Genomic DNA, 18021 nt, shown 5'->3' with positions numbered 1-18021 from the left:
AACATTATTTAATAAACCATGGCAAATCAAAAAGAAAAGCTTTTTACTGATTTTCCTGCGATATCTACAGAAGAGTGGATGGCAAAAATCACAGCTGATCTAAAAGGCGCTGATTTTGAGAAAAAACTTGTTTGGAAAACAAATGAGGGATTTAAGGTTAATCCTTTTTACAGAAGTGAAAACATCGAAGGCCTGAAAACCATTGATGCTTTACCGGGTGAATTTCCGTATGTAAGAGGTACAAAAAAAGACAACGACTGGTATGTTCGTCAGGATATTACGGTTGTTGATTTCAAAGCCGCAAATGCGAAGGCTCTGGATATTTTAAATAAAGGAATCACTTCGCTGGGATTCATTATTAAAGGTGATGATGTAAGTGCTGAGAATATCAAAACCTTGCTGAAGGACATTTGTCCTGAAGCTGTGGAACTGAACTTCTCAACCTGTCACAGAAGGTCTTTAGATTTAGTAAAGATTTTAGTTGACGATCTGAAATCAAAAAATGCAGATGTTCTGAAATGTTTCGGATCAGTAAATTACGATCCGTTCAAAACTATTCTAAAAAAAGGTGTTGACAATGCAGAATGGGTAAAACAAGCATCTGAAATTGTTCTTGCATCAGCTGCACTTCCCCGTTTCAGAGTATTGAACGTAAATGCAAACAAGCTGAATAATGCAGGAGCATACATATACCAGGAGTTAGGTTTTGCCTTAGCAAACGGAAACGAAATCTTAAGCAAACTTGTTGAAGCCGGATTGGACGCAACATTAGTAGCTAAAAAGATCAAGTTTAACTTTGGTATCGGCTCTAATTATTTCATGGAAATAGCTAAATTCAGAGCTGCACGCTGGTTGTGGGCTGAAATAGTAAATGCCTATAACCCTAAATGTAATAACGACTGCCCATCGAAAGAAGAAGACGGAATATGCCGTTGTGCTTCTAAAATATATGCACATGCTGAGACTTCAACATATAATATGACAACTTTCGATGCTCATGTTAACTTGTTACGTACTCAAACCGAAGCAATGTCAGCCGGTATTGCCGGAGTAAACTCATTAACAGTACTTCCTTTCGACGAAAGCTTTAAAGATTCGGATAACTTCTCTGAAAGAATTGCCCGTAATCAACAATTGTTATTGAAAGAAGAATGTCACTTCGATAAAATTACTGACCCTTCAGCAGGTTCATATTATATCGAAAACCTTACATCTTCTATAGCTGACGAAGCATGGAAACTATTCCTTGAAATTGACGAAGCAGGATTCTATGCTGCATTGAAAGCCGGAACTGTTCAAACAGCAGTTAAAACATCTTCGGATGCACGCTTTAAAGCACTGGCAACCCGTCGCGAAGTTCTTCTTGGAACTAACCAATATCCAAACTTCACAGAAGTTGCAGCAGGTAAAATTACCAGAGGAGGTTGTAGCTGCGGATGTTCAACTGAAAAAGGTAATTTACAACCACTTTTGTCAACCCGCTTAGCTACTGACTTCGAAGAACTACGTCTAGCTACTGAAAAATCGGGAAAAACTCCAGTCGCATTTATGCTTACAATCGGAAGTCTGGCTATGCGTCTTGCACGTTCTCAGTTCTCTTGTAATTTCCTTGCTTGTGCCGGATATAAAGTAATAGACAACCTTGGTTTCGAAACTGTTGAAGCCGGTGTAAAAGCTGCCCGTGAAAAGAATGCTGACATTATTGTTATTTGTTCAAGTGATGACGAATATACTACTTTAGCTCCTGCTGCTTACGAACTAGTAAAAGGCGGAAAAGAAATATTTGTTGTGGCCGGGGCTCCTGCTTCAACTGATGATCTTAAAGCTATCGGTATTCAAAATTTCATCAATGTAAAAAGTAATGTGCTTGAAACATTGAAAGGATTTAACACAGCTCTAGGTATCAACTAAGGTCACAGGCCTTATTATAACCGACTTTGTTTTATAACAAAATAAAAAAACATGAAACCAAATTTCAAGAATATAGATATTAAAAATGCAGGATTCGAAGCAGTAAATGCTGCCGAATGGTCTGCAACAAACGGTATCGAAGCTAATTGGGTTACTCCTGAGCTAATACCGGTTAAGTCTGTTTATACAAAAAATGACCTGGAAGGTATGGAACATCTGAATTATGCATCAGGTATTCCTCCATTTCTACGCGGACCTTATTCAGGTATGTATGCTATGCGTCCCTGGACTATCCGTCAGTATGCAGGTTTTTCTACCGCTGCCGAATCTAATGCATTCTACCGTCGTAACCTTGCTTCAGGACAGAAAGGTCTTTCTGTAGCGTTTGACTTGGCTACACACCGTGGATATGATGCCGACCACCCTCGTGTTGTCGGAGACGTTGGTAAGGCTGGGGTGTCTATCTGTTCTGTTGAAGATATGAAAGTTCTTTTCGATGGTATCCCGTTGAATCAGATGTCAGTATCTATGACTATGAACGGAGCGGTACTTCCTATCCTTGCATTCTACATCAATGCCGGTTTAGAACAAGGTGCTAAGTTGGAAGAAATGGCAGGTACTATTCAAAATGATATTCTGAAAGAGTTTATGGTGCGTAATACATATATCTATCCACCTGAATTCTCAATGAAGATTATCGCTGATATCTTCGAATATACATCTCAGAAAATGCCTAAGTTCAACTCTATCTCTATTTCGGGATACCACATGCAGGAAGCTGGTGCTACTGCCGATATTGAGTTGGCATATACTTTGGCTGATGGTATGGAATATCTGAAAGCAGGTATCGATGCAGGTATCGATGTAGATGCTTTTGCTCCTCGCCTATCGTTCTTCTGGGCTATCGGAATGAACCACTTTATGGAAATCGCTAAAATGCGTGCAGGTCGTCTGTTGTGGGCGAAAATTGTTAAAAGCTTTGGAGCAAAAAATCCTAAATCTTTGGCACTTCGTACTCACTCACAAACTTCGGGTTGGTCATTGACCGAACAAGATCCTTTCAACAACGTTGGACGTACTTGTATCGAAGCAATGGCAGCTGCACTAGGCCATACACAATCACTCCACACCAACGCATTGGACGAAGCGATTGCATTGCCTACCGACTTCTCTGCCCGTATTGCTCGTAATACTCAGATTTACATTCAGGAAGAAACTCAGATATGTAAAGAAATAGACCCATGGGCCGGTTCTTTTTATGTGGAAACACTTACTAATGAACTAGTACACAAAGCATGGGATTTGATTCAGGAAATCCAGAAACTGGGTGGAATGGCTAAAGCTATCGAAACAGGTATTCCTAAAATGCGTATCGAAGAAGCGGCTGCACGTACCCAAGCTAAAATCGACTCAGGAAATCAAACAATCATCGGTGTTAATAAATACCGTTTGGAAAAAGAAGATCCTATCGATATTCTGGATGTTGATAATACCGAAGTACGTCGTCAACAGATCGAACGTTTGAACGATTTGAAATCGAAACGTGACAATGCTGCTGTTAAGAAAGCATTGGACGCTATTACTGAATGTGTGAAAACTAAAAAAGGCAACTTACTTGAACTTGCTGTTGAAGCTGCCCGCCTTCGTGCAACTTTAGGTGAGATTTCAGATGCTTGTGAAGTAATTGTCGGACGTTATAAAGCAGTAATCAGAACAATATCAGGCGTGTATTCATCAGAAACTAAAAAAGATCCAACGTTCCAAGAAGCTTGCGAACTAGTAGAAAAATTTGCAAAGAAAGAAGGTCGTCAACCTCGTATTATGATCGCTAAAATGGGTCAGGACGGACACGACCGTGGAGCAAAAGTAGTTGCTACAGGTTACGCAGACTGTGGATTCGACGTAGATATGGGACCATTGTTCCAAACTCCCGAAGAAGCTGCACGTCAGGCTGTAGAAAATGATGTCAATGTTCTGGGAGTATCTTCTCTGGCTGCAGGTCACAAGACTCTTGTTCCTCAGGTAATTGAAGAACTTAAAAAGTTAGGACGTGAAGACATTATTGTGATTGCCGGAGGCGTTATTCCTGCTCAGGATTATGACTTCTTGTACAAATCAGGTGTAGCTGCAATCTTCGGACCAGGTTCTCCTGTTACTAAAGCTGCTGTTGAAATTATGAAAATATTATTGGCTGACTAAATTAGGCTATTAATATTCAGTCTTATATAAAGTGAAGGTTATTTCTTATTTATAAATAAGATGACCTTCACTTTTTTTATTCGAAACAACACTATTCTTATGACAACACGATATTTTATATTATTTCTTTTACTAACATCTTATTTTCACACCTTTGCTCAAACTCAGGCAACCGGTTTACAAGGGTTGATAGACTCTAGTGGAAACCAGTATTACGAATGGGCCGGATATGATGTATATCTGGAAGAGATAAAGACACCAAAAAATTCTAAGGATATATCGAAACTAAAGAAAAAATATGGATTAAAGAATATTAAAAATGAATATTCATCATTGTCAATTAGTTATCCCAATACAATTATCTATTCAAAAGATATACTAGAGAGAAATGGAGAGAAATATCCAGAAATAGACGAGCATCGTATATTATATATTTTAGATAACTTGGACAATGCTTCTAGTCTAATATATATCAGAAAAATAGGGAAACGTAATACTGATATCGAAAAACAAATTCTGAACCTCTATTTTACACAGCAACTACACGAATATATTGTTCCAATGCAAATTGATTCGATTGATTTTGCCGGACGTACATTACAACTTGGTAATATTTGCGAATGGCGCTCACCCCATAATATTTATTGTAATGGAGGACAAGTTAGTTGGTCTGTATTCAATACACTTGATCAGGCAAAAGATGAAGTTGATAATTACATAAAAACAAGTGAATCTAAGTATCATGTAACTATCGAAGATAAAGAGCTACCTCTATTATTCGAAGGGAAAAAATCCATCGCCCGCCGAATAGTTTACAAATCGATTTATAACAGCGAAGCCTATCCACTTATAGTATATTATATAACGGCTGAAATCAGAAATAGGTATATCTCCTGCATCTTAAGCCATTATGGCTACAACCGCGATGATTACGAACTACCTGAATTACTAAAAGAATTGATTCAATTTGAAGAAGTACCCGAATCGGCTTGGAACAAATATAATATACCCGAAAAAGATGAACTGAAGCCCGAACAAAAAGAAGAAGCTAAAAGACTGGTTCGGGAAAGAAAATACAAAAGTCCGTTTTTGAATATAAAATCAGGTATGTATATACCTCTCGGAAAGCAGCAGGACATTTTGGGAATAAGCCCTTATATCGAACTTGATTTTAACTTGAATTTGTCGAGGTATTACGATTCTAATTCAAGTATATTATTTAGCTTAGGATTTGTTATGCCAAATGACAGGAAACGATTCAATTACTATACAGGAACAGTATTGTCTACTAAAGCTCATGCAATAGGAAATTTGAACGTAGGATATAGATATACTAGTAAATTATCACAAAATATCTATTGGGATAACTATACTAAAATAGGAATTAGTGCTATAACTACAAACTTAAAAAAAGAAGATAAGAAGAAAAATGACCAAGGTGGTAATACATATAGTGTGGATGTATTCAATTGGATAATAGGAACACATTTTCGCTTTAAACAAGGAGGAATATTTTTCGAATATCAATTTGCCCCTTATGGCAAAAGTGAACACCTTGATGTGGGTGGAAACAGTGCTATATTAACAGGATTAAGTTTCTCTTTCTAAGAAAAATAACAAAATAAGGAGAGAAGAACTTGTCTAGATTTAGGCAGGTTCTTCTCTCCTATTTTATTTAATTTATTAAACCTTTCTTTTATAATCCAGTCTTTATTAATAAAGGCACTTTAATTATTTGACCAAACTATAAAGACTAGAAATGTTCAGATATATTAATCCTCATTGTTTCATCTTTAATATACCTAAGCTATGAATAAGTTACTTTTTACAAACATAATCTGCTTGTCGGTTATAACTTTTAGTTGTAAAAAAGCCGTAAATAGTATAGAGGAAGTAAATAACACAAAAGTTACTACACCTCAAGAGGTTTTAATTGAGAAGGATGAAAATCCTGCTACAGCTCCAAAAAACTATTCAGCAAATCAAGAAGTAGTCAATAAAACAATAGAAAACAGTATTCCCTACAGCTATTATTATGTCGATATACTATCAGATATAGAAAATACTGAAGCCAATACAGAAGATATTGTAATAGAAGAAAATGAATGGTCGGAGTTTCCGATATTACACGAAAACAATGTCTCAGAAAATTATTACACAGACTATTATATATACCAATATGATAATTCTATTTCGGATCAAGATTTTGAAAATTATTACTATGATATAGATAATAATTATGCTAATGATCCAATTATAATACCTTATTCTAAAGAAAAACCGTCACATCCGTATAAAAACGGCCATTCAACTCAGAATAAAACGATTGAGAAAGATAACGTACAACTCAAACGATCTGCAGATAGAGCCAGACAAGTTGCTAAAGTTTCGACTAATACCGAACCAAAGGTAATAGAAAGAAGACAAACAGAGGAGAGAAGAGCCAAAGAACAACAGGAAACGGAAGCCAGAGAAAGAAGGCAGACGGAGGAGAGAAGAGCCAAAGAACAACAGGAAGCGGAAGCCAGAGAAAGAAGGCAGACGGAGGAGAGAAGAGCCAAAGAACAACAGGAAGCGGAAGCAAGAGAAAGAAGACAAACGGAGGAGAGAAGAGCTAAAGAACAGCAAGAAGCGGAAGCAAGAGAAAGAAGACAAACGGAGGAGAGAAGAGCCAAAGAACAGCAAGAAGCGGAAACCAGAGAAAGGAGACAAACGGAGGAGAGAAGAGCTAAAGAACAGCAAGAAGCGGAAGCAAGAGAAAGAAGACAAACGGAGGAGAGAAGAGCCAAAGAACAGCAAGAAGCGGAAACCAGAGAAAGGAGACAAACGGAGGAGAGAAGAGCTAAAGAACAGCAAGAAGCGGAAGCAAGAGAAAGAAGACAAACGGAGGAGAGAAGAGCTAAAGAACAGCAAGAAGCGGAAGCAAGAGAAAGAAGACAAACCGAAGAGAGAAGAACTAATGAAAGGAGAACTCAGAGTACCCGACAAACAACAGATATGAAAAGATAATATAAATAAAAGAGCAGAAAAAGAGGTTGTTCCGAATTTCAGGAGACAACCTCTTTTAAATTTTATTTCTTCATTACTGTATTGTAAACGGTCTTGCGTAAAGTCCCTTCAGCATCGTCTCCATTATATTCCCAATACATTACACCTAGCATGCCTCTATTCAGAGCGTACCGGCATTTATAAGCTAGAGATTCAGCGTTATCAAACGAACAAACAAAATAGCCATCTTTATCTGTGAAATAAGGAACTTTTCCTTCATCATCCCATTTCCGTGTATATTTCTCATCTAAAGTATGAATATCTTTATAGTTTATAAAGTCACCCAGTTCTTTAATCACATGCCCATAAAACGGCATCCCTAAAGTTAGCTTATCCAAAGAAATACCCGCAGCCACATGAGCTTGAACAGATTCTTCGATAGATAAATCGGAAGTAAACTCAGACCTGTGAAGCGGAGCATTATGAAAAGGAGGACGCCCCATATCATATGTCATAATGTTTACAAAATCAATGTATTGATCAATAGCTTTGAAATCGTAATACTGGGCAGTACACGCACTGGCCAAAGTAAGCAGTCTATCCTCACCTATTACCCCACGAATTTCTTTCATTAAAAGAGTGAAATTGTCTGTATCATCAGAAGAAGAAGATATTCCGGCAACACTGCTTGTCGGATATTCCCAATCAAGGTCAACCCCATCTAAACCAAATTCGTCTATAACTCTTTTACAATCATTGACAAATGACCGACGATTGATTACACTTGCCGCCATCTCACTAAAACGCCCGCTAGTCCAGCCTCCTACTGATAGCATTACTTTTAGGTGAGGATAAGTAGATTTTAGAGCGGCTATCTGTCTCAATCGGGCTTCATTATCAATATCAATGCTATTAAATGTTTCAGATACATGCCCGAATGCATAATTTATATGGGTCACATAATTAGGATCAGGCATTATATCACTTCCGGCTGTTACATAAGCCAATACAACCGGAGTTTTATTAAGCTTAGCCGGAAATGTTTCCTGAGACTTCGATGCTATACAGATTCCTAAAATAAATACGAACAATAAGGTTAGCTTTTTCATATCTACTATAATCTTAAAGTTAATATCTGCCGTACTGTATCTGCTGTAATATTTTCCTTTTCACCAAGTTTCCATCCCCGCTCTTTTATCCGGTTCGACACTGCATTTACAGCCTCCTGTCCTAATCCATAGTCTGAAAGACGAGTCTTAACCTGCATCTCTTCAAAGAAATTAACCACAGCATTTATAGTCTCGTTTATACGCTCCTCTTTCGACATATTATTATAAATGCCGAATACCATCTCTCCAAATTGGATAATCTTCTCGGCTTTCTGCTCTTTCAATACAGTTAATACTCCGGGAAGAACTATTGCCAATGTCTGTGCATGGTCTAACCCATATAAAGCGGTGAGTTCATGTCCTATTCCGTGAGTAGCCCAGTCTTCGGGTACTCCGCATCCAATCCAGCCGTTTAATGCCCATGTTGAAGCCCACATCAGATTAGCCCGAATGTCATAGTTTTCTGGAGTTTCCAAAGCTTTTGGACCTTCTGTTATCAGAGTTACCAGTATCGCTTCGGCAAACTTATCCTGTATCATGGCATTAACCGGATAAGTTACGTATTGTTCCACAACATGTACAAAGGCATCTACTACGCCATTACTTACCTGCTTCATCGGAAGAGAGTAGGTAACTTCGGGATCGAGAATCGAAAATTTCGGATATGTTTTTGACGATCCGAAAGATAATTTATCGTGAGTCTCTGCTTTAGTAATAACAGCACCTCCATTCATTTCCGAACCTGTTGCCGATATAGTAAGTACCGTACCGAAAGGCAATGCATCTTTTATCGTAGCCTGTTTACTTAAAATATCCCAGGGATCATCTCCATCAAAACAAGCTGCTGCAACTATAAATTTAGTAGCATCGATAACAGAGCCTCCTCCTACAGCTAATACATAATTGATATTTTTTTCTTTGATCAACTGTACGGCTTTCATACAAGTCTCGTAATGAGGATTAGCTTCTATTCCACTGAACTCGTTCCATTCGAAATCAGCTAATGCCTTCACAACCTGATCATATACTCCATTACGTTTAATGCTGCCCCCACCGTAAGTTATTAAAACTTTACTTCCGGCCGGAATCTCTTTCGATAAAGATTGAATAGTATCTTTTCCAAAAATAATTTTTACAGGATTTACAAAACTGAAATTTTCCATAATTGTGTGTTTAAGTTAGTTTGTAGCCTCTTATTAATTCATTCTCAAAATATTGGCTCCCAGTTGATTCAACCGTACATCAATATTCTGGTATCCTCTGTCTATCTGATCAATATTATGAATAATACTCTTACCATCGGCACACATAGCTGCTATAAGGAGAGCGATACCCGCGCGAATATCCGGAGAAGTCATAGTTGTGGCACGCATCGAACGCCGTCCTGTTCCGATTACAGTAGCCCGGTGGGGATCACAAAGAATTATCTGAGCACCCATATCTATCAGTTTATCGACAAAGAATAAGCGGCTTTCGAACATCTTTTGATGTATCAACACGCTACCTTGTGCCTGAGTGGCAACTACCAGTAACACGCTGATAAGGTCAGGAGTGAGTCCCGGCCAAGGAGCATCGGCAATAGTAAGTATAGAACCATCGATAAAAGTATCTATTGTATATCCCTTATGTTCAGGGATATGGATATCATCTCCACTACGCTCTAATGTGATACCTAAGCGGCGGAATGTATCAGGGATAATACCCAAATCATCATACGCAACATCTTTAATAGTCAGTTCAGAACCTGTCATAGCAGCCATACCAATGAAACTACCTATTTCGATCATATCGGGTAAAATACGGTGAGTAGTTCCTCCCAGTTCTTTTACTCCTTGTATTCTGATCAGATTTGATGCGACACCCGATATATTAGCTCCCATTCTATTGAGCATTTTACACAACTGTTGCAAATATGGCTCACATGCTGCATTATAAATAGTCGTTTCTCCTTCGGCCAAAACGGCTGTCATTATTATATTAGCTGTACCGGTTACAGATGCTTCGTCAAGCAACATATAAGCGCCGGTTAGCTTATCAGCCGTAATAGAATATAATTGCTGTTCGGCATCGTATTCGAAGTTTGCTCCAAGTTTCTGAATACCAATAAAGTGTGTATCCAAACGGCGGCGACCGATCTTATCTCCTCCGGGCTTAGGTAACAGAGCTTTACCAAAACGTGCTACCAACGGACCGATAATCATTACCGAACCCCTTAAAGATGAACTTTTTTTTAAAAATTCAGGGCTTTCGAGATAAGTCAGATCAACTTCATCAGCCTGAAACGACCATGTATTTTCATTTATCCGTCTGGTCTTAACACCCATATCTCCCAAAAGGGAAATAAGGTTATTTACATCGAGAATATCCGGTATATTTTCAATGATAACTTCTTCCGGCGTTAGCAATACTGCACAAATAACCTGTAATGCTTCGTTTTTCGCTCCTTGTGGAGTTATATCTCCTTTGAGGCGGCAACCGCCTTCTATAATAAATGATGCCATGTATCTGTTTTAATTATATATTTTACTCTGGAATGTTTTTTTCTTTATAATATTCTCACTTCAGGTTCTAATTCTATCGCAAATTTTTCAAATACAGCTTTCTGTATCTCATTCTTAAAATAGACAATATCATTCCCATCCGTCGAACCATAGTTAACCACAATTAGAGCTTGTTTAGGATATGTGCCTATCTGCCCTAATTGTTTTCCCTTATACCCTGCCCTATCGATAAGAAACGCTGCTGATGTTTTAAGTAGGCCTCCATCAATGGGATATATAGGTAAATCGGGATATTCTAACTTTATTCTTTCCGCTATTTCTCTTGTAATATAGGGATTTTTGAAAAAGCTTCCGCAATTTGGTAATTCCTTATGATCCGGAAGTTTTCGTTGACGAATCCGTACTACAGCATCCCTTACATCCCTGATAGTCGGAGAATCAACGTCTGCTAATTCATTATTCAGGTCTGTATATTTAGGTGTATACGTATATGACCGTTTCAACATAAAAACCACTGATATGATAGCGTACCGGTCTTGTTGCTTTTTAAAAATACTATCACGGTAAGCAAATTCACATTCGGCATTCGAAAAGGATATTACCTCCAGAGTTTTCATATCCAAGGCTATAACCTCGTGTATACAGTCTTTTACTTCTGCTCCGTATGCCCCGATATTTTGCACGGGAGCAGCCCCCACTGTACTAGGTATATATGAAAGATTTTCCAAACCGGAATATCCTTTATCCACACAAAATTCGACAAGGTTATCCCAATCTTCAGAAGCCATCACCTCAAGATATACTTCATCTGACTCATCCGAAATGTCTGAAATTTCGCGGATACCAAATATTTGAGGATGAATAACCAATCCGTCAAAATCTTTAGTAAAAAATAAATTGCATCCACTTCCAATAATCAGTTTCTGTTCTTCACGAAAGTCAAGCAAACATTGCTTTAACTGGGCAATATCTGTTGGTTCACAAAATATTTTGGCAGATGCTTCTGTCTGAAATGAATTATATGATTTTAAATGTATATTATACTGATACATATGTTACTTAGGTCTCAGACCTTTTTATTACTTTGTTAAGCTCAATAACAATAAGTGTTTATGATTCAGAAATATATCATTAATACTTATTGTTACATTATTAGTAAAACAATAGGGCTTTTATTCTGCTGATTTTTTCTTTTTCAATAAAAACCAAACTATTCCGCCCACAACTACAGCCGCACCCAGACCATAAAGAATAGCTTGCCAGTTATTTATTACAAAACGAATAATAAAAATCAAAGCTACAACAACAGCTACAATTGCACAAACTTGTAATACTTTCTTTGCAGTATCTTTTCCTCTATTATCTTTCTCCTCAATGATAGACGATCTTTGCGTTTGTATATTGGCCTCTACAACAGATCGGGAGACCTCATTATTCTGTTCCGGAATGGATTCTTTCTCGTCTGATTGAGGTAATAGTTTTGGTGAGTCTGGCTCTTCAATTGCTAGTTGGCTTTCCTTTTCCGAGCCTTCTATTATCTCCTCGTAATCGACATATTGCTGTTGTTTCTCTTCATCTATCTCCTCGTAATCAACATCCTCCGGCAAATAACGTACAGGATCTTTATCTTCTCCTGCTATCTGCTTTTGTTTTTCAATTGTTTCTTTCGGGGACTGTTCTGTAACCTGATTTGATGTTGAGACCAAATCCTCGGTTGCGGTATTTATTTCTTCTATTTCTTTAGAGTTCTCTTTTTTAACATCAACATTCTCTATGTTTTCAACAATTTCTTCTAAATTATGGATATCATCTTCCACTCTTTGTTCTGACGATTGTGATACAGTCCCCTCTTTTTCCGAAAGACGAATAATTGTATCCACACGTGACGATGCTATGCGTGTATCAAAATCATTATTTTCGACCATCCGGAGTAGTTCGGCCTCAATTGCCGGATACTTCAGAATCAGAGATCTACAGGCATCAACAAAATCCCGAAAACGATTTATCTTTTCGAGCTTTACTTTCATGTCATCGCCACTAAGAGACGATATATCCAGAACTTTATCTGCTATTGCAGATTTAAGATTATCCATAAGAGATAAAAGATGAATTTTATTAAGTACAAAAATAATAATAAATCAATGTCTATTGTATTCTAAATAGCTTAGATATTTTAAATTGTACACCAACATTGTCGCCGACCATATTTGAGTTGTCATAGGCTACAGCTCCCGAAAAAGTCCAGTCTCTTAAGTTTCTGTTGGTATAAACAGTTTCCAACATACTCGAAAACTGATTTCTTATACTCCGCGATGGAACAAAAGGTGTTCCCCAACTACGGGAATAAGTAACCAAAGCCCGATATTTAAGATCGGATATTATATACCCACTAATCCCTCCGTTAAAACTGGATAGGCGTGTATTGTATACTGTCAAAGACTGCCCCTTATTATAAATTGGTGAAGTAAGTAAAGGATTCCCTAATACGAATCCATAATTAGTTAAAGATGCATAATCCACATGATTATAATAATTATCGCCACCACTAACCTGCACCGGAATAGCATCATTCTTATCCCACAAGAAGGGTCCTGATTGATCTTTCGTATGCAAATATTCGAACAGAATACCAGTCAACCAGCCTTTTTTATTCAGATTAACTTCGATCCCATACAATCCATCAGGCATATTTTTAAAAAATAACCCTGAATGGTCTTCAAAAAAATGCTCATGATAAGCTTTTACCGTAAAGTCTTTTCTCTTGTGGCTTACAATAAAATGGGTACTACCATACACATTTCCTACAATATTCTGGCGATCGGTTAAATTTGAATCACCTCCTCCTTTCATCGGAAGCAAAACTTTGAAAAAATCTCCTATTTTAGCAGAGCCTTTCTCCCAATATTCTCCTGCATGATAAAAATGGCCACCCCATTGAGTATCCATTTCTGCACCTACAATGAAACTCCATTCGGGAACTTTTTCAAATTTCAGAAATCCATATTTCCGGTGGTATAATACTTTTTCGGCATAATATCCGTCATCCACATTCTTTCGCTTAAATTTATCATCACCAAACCAACCATATGACAGACCTCCCATAAACTGTAAATAGCCTTTAGTATAAGGGACTGTTATAAAATCAGGAATACTCACTTCAACTTGCGGTATAGGACGGGCATTGGCCGATAATGTCATACCGCCGGTACTTAAATCTTTGTTTTTGAATAGAGAATATCTCTCTTTCGCACCCACAGAAAGAAGTGCCTTCTTGTACTTCAAATCTGCATACAGTTGATGAAAGTAAAAATCGGATTGCAAATTATGGGACACAAGCATATCAATACCTACCGACAACAACACATTTGAGTTACCCGATCCGTAATTTCTGTTTAAAAGTGAGTTTATTCTTAAGTACTCTTTATTCGTCTCAGCAGACCCCAACCCGAATTGATTATTGGTTAACCAGAAAGGAGCGAAGTCTCCATCAGAGAAGGTCCCCATAGTTTCGGCTTTCACAAGGAACCCATCCGGCACGTCGTTGTATTGCCGAGGTACAAAACCACAGATTGCAACCCTTGCTGTATCATTTTTAAGCCTATTTTCATTTTCACTAACATTCTGAGCTGCAAGCGAACCCATAAAAAACAGAGCGAGAAATGAAAAATAATATTTTGTTTTATTCATGAACTTGCTATTATATATTAAAAAACGAACAAATGTAATAAAAAAACAGGCATTCTCTCCTTTCAGAAACCAGGTCAATTCTAAAACGATATATTGTTAACTGTATTTTACTTTCTTACGCTCCATATTTATATAATGACATTTGTTTTTTTATTATCTTTGCGGCAATTTTTAATGGAAAGGTATCCTCAGTTATGAGCAAAAAATTTACAGAATACAACAATTTCAATCTGTCCGATATCAATAAAGAGATGTTGGATAAATGGAATAAACTGGACTTATTTCAAAAAAGTCTCGAAGTAAGAAAAGGCTCGCCCACGTTTGTTTTTTATGAAGGTCCTCCTTCTGCAAATGGCATGCCGGGTATTCACCACGTAATGGCTCGTTCTATTAAAGATATTTTCTGTCGTTACAAAACGATGAAGGGCTTTCTGGTTAACAGAAAAGCAGGTTGGGATACACATGGATTACCTGTCGAATTAAGTGTTGAAAAATCTTTAGGCATAACCAAAGAAGATATAGGTAAGAAAATCTCTGTTGATGAGTATAACAACGCCTGTCGCAAGGAGGTAATGAAATACACTAAAGAGTGGGAAGACCTGACTACCAAAATGGGATATTGGGTAGATATGAATGACCCTTATATCACATACGATAACCGTTATATAGAAACTCTTTGGTATTTACTGAAAGAGTTATATAACAAAGGATATTTATATAAAGGATATACTATACAGCCATACTCCCCCGCTGCCGGTACCGGATTGAGTTCCCATGAATTGAATCAACCGGGGTGTTACAGGGATGTAAAAGATACTACATGCGTAGCCCAGTTTAAGATAGTTGATCCTAAACCTGAAATGTCGAATTTCGGTACTGCTTATTTTTTAGCATGGACAACTACTCCGTGGACTTTGCCTTCAAATACGGCATTAGCTGTTGGACCTGAAATTGAATATGTAGCTGTACAGACATACAATCCGTATACAGGAGATAAGATGACCGCTGTGGTTGCAAATTCTCTTGTATCGAGTTTGTTCAATCCCAAAGCTGCCGATTTGGCTTTAGAAGATTACAAAGCCGGAGATAAACTAATTCCTTACAAGATTGTAGCTTCATGGAAAGGTTCGGATTTAGCAGGAATAGCCTATGAACAACTTATCCCATGGGTGAATCCGGGTGAAGGGGCTTTTAAAGTGATTGTCGGGGACTTTGTTACAACAGAAGATGGTACGGGTATAGTACACATCGCTCCTACCTTTGGTGCTGATGATGCTAAAGTAGCTAAAGCCAATGGCGTACCGGCACTCATGTTTACAGACAAAGATGGAAATCTTCGTCCGATGGTAGACCTTACCGGTAAGTATTTCCGGATAGAGGACTTAGATGCTGATTATGTAAAGAAAAGTGTAAACGTAGATCTTTACAGTGAATATGCCGGACGATATGTCAAAAATGACTATGATGCCACTTTAACTGAAAATGACTCAACTCTGGATATCGATATCTCTGTAATGCTGAAGCAATCGAATAAAGCATTCCGTATCGAAAAGCAAATACACAATTATCCTCATTGCTGGAGGACAGACAAACCCGTTCTATATTATCCACTGGATAGCTGGTTTATCCGTACTACGGCGTGTCGCGATCAATTGATTGAACTAAATAAAACAATCAACTGGAAGCCTCAATCAACAGGGACAGGACGCTTTGGTAAATGGCTCGAAAATCTGCAAGACTGGAACCTTAGCCGTAGCCGTTATTGGGGCACTCCGTTACCCATCTGGAGAACCGATGACGGAAAAGAAGAGTTGTGTATTGGTTCGGTAAAAGAGCTGTTCGAAGAAATAGAGAAATCCGTTAAAGCCGGATTCATGAAAGAGAATCCATGGAAAGGCTTTGAAACCGGTAATCTGGATAAAGCTAATTACGAAAAAATAGATTTACATCGTCCTTATGTTGATAATATTGTTTTAGTTTCAGCATCCGGAAAACCAATGAAGCGAGAACTCGATCTTATAGACGTATGGTTCGATTCGGGTGCTATGCCTTTTGCACAAGTATTTTTCCCAAATATCAATGCAGAAGAATTCATGAAGATATACCCTGCCGATTTCATTGCAGAAGGAGTAGACCAAACCAGGGGTTGGTTTTTCACCCTGCATGCCATATCTACTATGGTGAGGGGCAGCATAGCTTTTAAAAATGTGATATCCAATGGACTGGTTCTGGATAAGAATGGAAACAAGATGTCTAAGCGTTTAGGCAATGCTGTAGATCCGTTCGAAACCATAGAAAAATATGGCTCCGATCCTCTGCGTTGGTACATGATCACAAATGCATCTCCATGGGACAACCTGAAGTTCGATACAGAAGGTATTGACGAAGTACGCCGTAAATTTTTCGGAACACTATACAATACATATTCGTTTTTTGCTCTATATGCCAATGTTGATAAATTCGATAACTCACAGCCTCAGATTCCGGTTTCGGAACGTCCTGAGATCGACCGCTGGATTATCTCGTTATTAAACACGCTGGTAAAAGATGTTGATGAATATTATAATACATACGAGCCTACAAAAGCAGGTCGTGCTATCTCTGACTTTGTAAATGATAATCTCAGTAACTGGTATGTACGCTTAAACCGTAAACGTTTCTGGGGAGGAGATATGGATCAAGACAAATTATCGGCTTACCAGACCCTTTACACATGTCTTGAAACTATTTCAAAGCTTATAGCTCCTATTTCGCCTTTTTATGCCGACAGATTATACACAGATTTGACTTCGGCTTGCGAACAAAATGCGCTTGAATCTGTTCATTTAGCTGATTTCCCGGTTTACGAAGTTACCGTAGTAGACAAAGCTTTGGAGGAAAGAATGCAAATCGCCCAAAGCATATCATCTATGATATTAGCATTAAGACGCAAGGTGAATATTAAAGTTCGTCAACCTTTAACTCAGATAATGATTCCCGTACTTGATAAAAGTCAGGAAACCGCAATTGAAGCTGTTCGTGACCTGATCTTGAATGAGGTGAACGTGAAAGAGCTCAAATATGTAGACAATGCAGCCGGAATATTAGTGAAAAAGGTTAAACCTGATTTCAAAAAACTGGGGCCTCGTTATGGTAAGATTATGAAGCAGCTGGCAGCAGCCGTACAAATAATGAATCAGGAGGCGATATGCCAGTTCGAAAAAGAAGGTTCGTATACATTTGATATTGAAGGACAAACTGCAACTATTGAATTAGCCGATGCTGAAATCATATCAGAAGATATAGAAGGATGGCTGGTTGCTAATGAAGGCCGATTGACCGTTGCTTTGGACATAACAATAACCGATTCTTTAAAGAAAGAAGGGATTGCCCGGGAATTGGTGAACCGTATACAAAATATCAGAAAATCGAGCGGTTTGGATATTACAGATCGTATTCGGGTAAAAATATCAGATATTGAGCAAATACGTGGTGCAATTTCAGAATATAAAGACTATATTGCAGGACAAGTATTAGCCGATGAAGTTACTCTCGAAGCGCATGTCGAAGGAGTTGAAATTTCGGATATGGATGACCTTATATTGAATATTTTTATTGAAAAAACATAAATAATTAAATTGGAAATT

General features: G+C 37.9%; 11 protein-coding genes. 5 read left to right on the top strand and 6 right to left on the bottom strand.

The window, feature by feature from the left end; translation table 11 throughout:
- The first annotated feature begins 18 nt into the window (after positions 1-18).
- From mutA to BUC12_RS12825, 4 genes are all read left to right on the top strand, one after another.
- Complete coding sequence (gene mutA, locus BUC12_RS12840) at positions 19-1911, top strand: methylmalonyl-CoA mutase small subunit (protein ID WP_062184954.1); 1893 nt, start codon at positions 19-21, stop codon at positions 1909-1911.
- Between the two features lie 51 nt (positions 1912-1962).
- Positions 1963-4110 carry a methylmalonyl-CoA mutase gene (gene scpA / locus BUC12_RS12835; RefSeq protein WP_062184957.1) on the top strand — a complete coding sequence of 716 codons (2148 nt, stop codon included), beginning with the start codon at positions 1963-1965 and terminating at the stop codon, positions 4108-4110.
- A gap of 99 nt (positions 4111-4209) precedes the next feature.
- Positions 4210-5718 (top strand): hypothetical protein, encoded by a 1509-nt coding sequence (locus tag BUC12_RS12830; protein ID WP_062184960.1) that lies wholly within the window; start codon positions 4210-4212, stop codon positions 5716-5718.
- 201 nt (positions 5719-5919) lie between these two features.
- Positions 5920-7119: a hypothetical protein gene (locus BUC12_RS12825; protein ID WP_073357312.1), complete on the top strand. Its 1200-nt coding sequence runs from the start codon at positions 5920-5922 to the stop codon at positions 7117-7119.
- A gap of 62 nt (positions 7120-7181) precedes the next feature.
- On the opposite strand, the gene BUC12_RS12820 is transcribed toward BUC12_RS12825, so the two are convergent.
- The 6 genes from BUC12_RS12820 to BUC12_RS12795 all read right to left on the bottom strand — a co-directional run bounded on the left by BUC12_RS12820 (position 7182) and on the right by BUC12_RS12795 (position 14395).
- A complete protein-coding gene (locus BUC12_RS12820; protein WP_062180000.1) occupies positions 7182-8207 on the bottom strand; it encodes a glycoside hydrolase family 18 protein in 1026 nt (341 codons plus the stop codon).
- A 5-nt stretch (positions 8208-8212) separates the two neighbouring features.
- Positions 8213-9370 carry an iron-containing alcohol dehydrogenase gene (locus tag BUC12_RS12815; RefSeq protein WP_062179997.1) on the bottom strand — a complete coding sequence of 386 codons (1158 nt, stop codon included), beginning with the start codon at positions 9368-9370 and terminating at the stop codon, positions 8213-8215.
- A gap of 33 nt (positions 9371-9403) precedes the next feature.
- Positions 9404-10708 carry a UDP-N-acetylglucosamine 1-carboxyvinyltransferase gene (murA, locus tag BUC12_RS12810; protein ID WP_062179994.1) on the bottom strand — a complete coding sequence of 435 codons (1305 nt, stop codon included), beginning with the start codon at positions 10706-10708 and terminating at the stop codon, positions 9404-9406.
- Between the two features lie 44 nt (positions 10709-10752).
- Positions 10753-11760 carry a UDP-N-acetylmuramate dehydrogenase gene (gene murB, locus BUC12_RS12805; RefSeq protein ID WP_062179991.1) on the bottom strand — a complete coding sequence of 336 codons (1008 nt, stop codon included), beginning with the start codon at positions 11758-11760 and terminating at the stop codon, positions 10753-10755.
- A gap of 120 nt (positions 11761-11880) precedes the next feature.
- Positions 11881-12801, bottom strand: coding sequence for a hypothetical protein (locus BUC12_RS12800; protein WP_062179988.1), 921 nt, complete (start codon positions 12799-12801; stop codon positions 11881-11883).
- 52 nt (positions 12802-12853) lie between these two features.
- Positions 12854-14395, bottom strand: coding sequence for a capsule assembly Wzi family protein (locus BUC12_RS12795; RefSeq protein ID WP_062179985.1), 1542 nt, complete (start codon positions 14393-14395; stop codon positions 12854-12856).
- A 194-nt stretch (positions 14396-14589) separates the two neighbouring features.
- Here BUC12_RS12795 and ileS point away from each other — a divergent pair, with 194 nt between their 5' ends.
- Positions 14590-18003 (top strand): isoleucine--tRNA ligase, encoded by a 3414-nt coding sequence (ileS, locus tag BUC12_RS12790; RefSeq protein ID WP_062179982.1) that lies wholly within the window; start codon positions 14590-14592, stop codon positions 18001-18003.
- Positions 18004-18021: the final 18 nt, after the last annotated feature.

The organism is Indolivaga macrotermitis (assembly GCF_900128985.1).
GTDB classification, from domain to species: Bacteria; Bacteroidota; Bacteroidia; order Bacteroidales; family Dysgonomonadaceae; genus Dysgonomonas_A; species Dysgonomonas_A macrotermitis.
Note: the sequence above shows the minus strand (reverse complement) of the source record. Positions and strands in the feature narration are given on the sequence as shown.

Excerpts from the sequence above, each read along its gene's own strand:
- murA (WP_062179994.1), bottom strand. The coding sequence starts at position 10,708 with ATGGCATCATTTATTATAGAAGGCGGTTGCCGCCTCAAAGGAGATATA.
- BUC12_RS12825 (WP_073357312.1), top strand. The coding sequence starts at position 5,920 with ATGAATAAGTTACTTTTTACAAACATAATCTGCTTGTCGGTTATAACT.
- BUC12_RS12830 (WP_062184960.1), top strand. The coding sequence starts at position 4,210 with ATGACAACACGATATTTTATATTATTTCTTTTACTAACATCTTATTTT.
- mutA (WP_062184954.1), top strand. The coding sequence starts at position 19 with ATGGCAAATCAAAAAGAAAAGCTTTTTACTGATTTTCCTGCGATATCT.
- BUC12_RS12795 (WP_062179985.1), bottom strand. The coding sequence starts at position 14,395 with ATGAATAAAACAAAATATTATTTTTCATTTCTCGCTCTGTTTTTTATG.
- scpA (WP_062184957.1), top strand. The coding sequence starts at position 1,963 with ATGAAACCAAATTTCAAGAATATAGATATTAAAAATGCAGGATTCGAA.
- BUC12_RS12800 (WP_062179988.1), bottom strand. The coding sequence starts at position 12,801 with ATGGATAATCTTAAATCTGCAATAGCAGATAAAGTTCTGGATATATCG.
- BUC12_RS12815 (WP_062179997.1), bottom strand. The coding sequence starts at position 9,370 with ATGGAAAATTTCAGTTTTGTAAATCCTGTAAAAATTATTTTTGGAAAA.
- ileS (WP_062179982.1), top strand. The coding sequence starts at position 14,590 with ATGAGCAAAAAATTTACAGAATACAACAATTTCAATCTGTCCGATATC.
- murB (WP_062179991.1), bottom strand. The coding sequence starts at position 11,760 with ATGTATCAGTATAATATACATTTAAAATCATATAATTCATTTCAGACA.
- BUC12_RS12820 (WP_062180000.1), bottom strand. The coding sequence starts at position 8,207 with ATGAAAAAGCTAACCTTATTGTTCGTATTTATTTTAGGAATCTGTATA.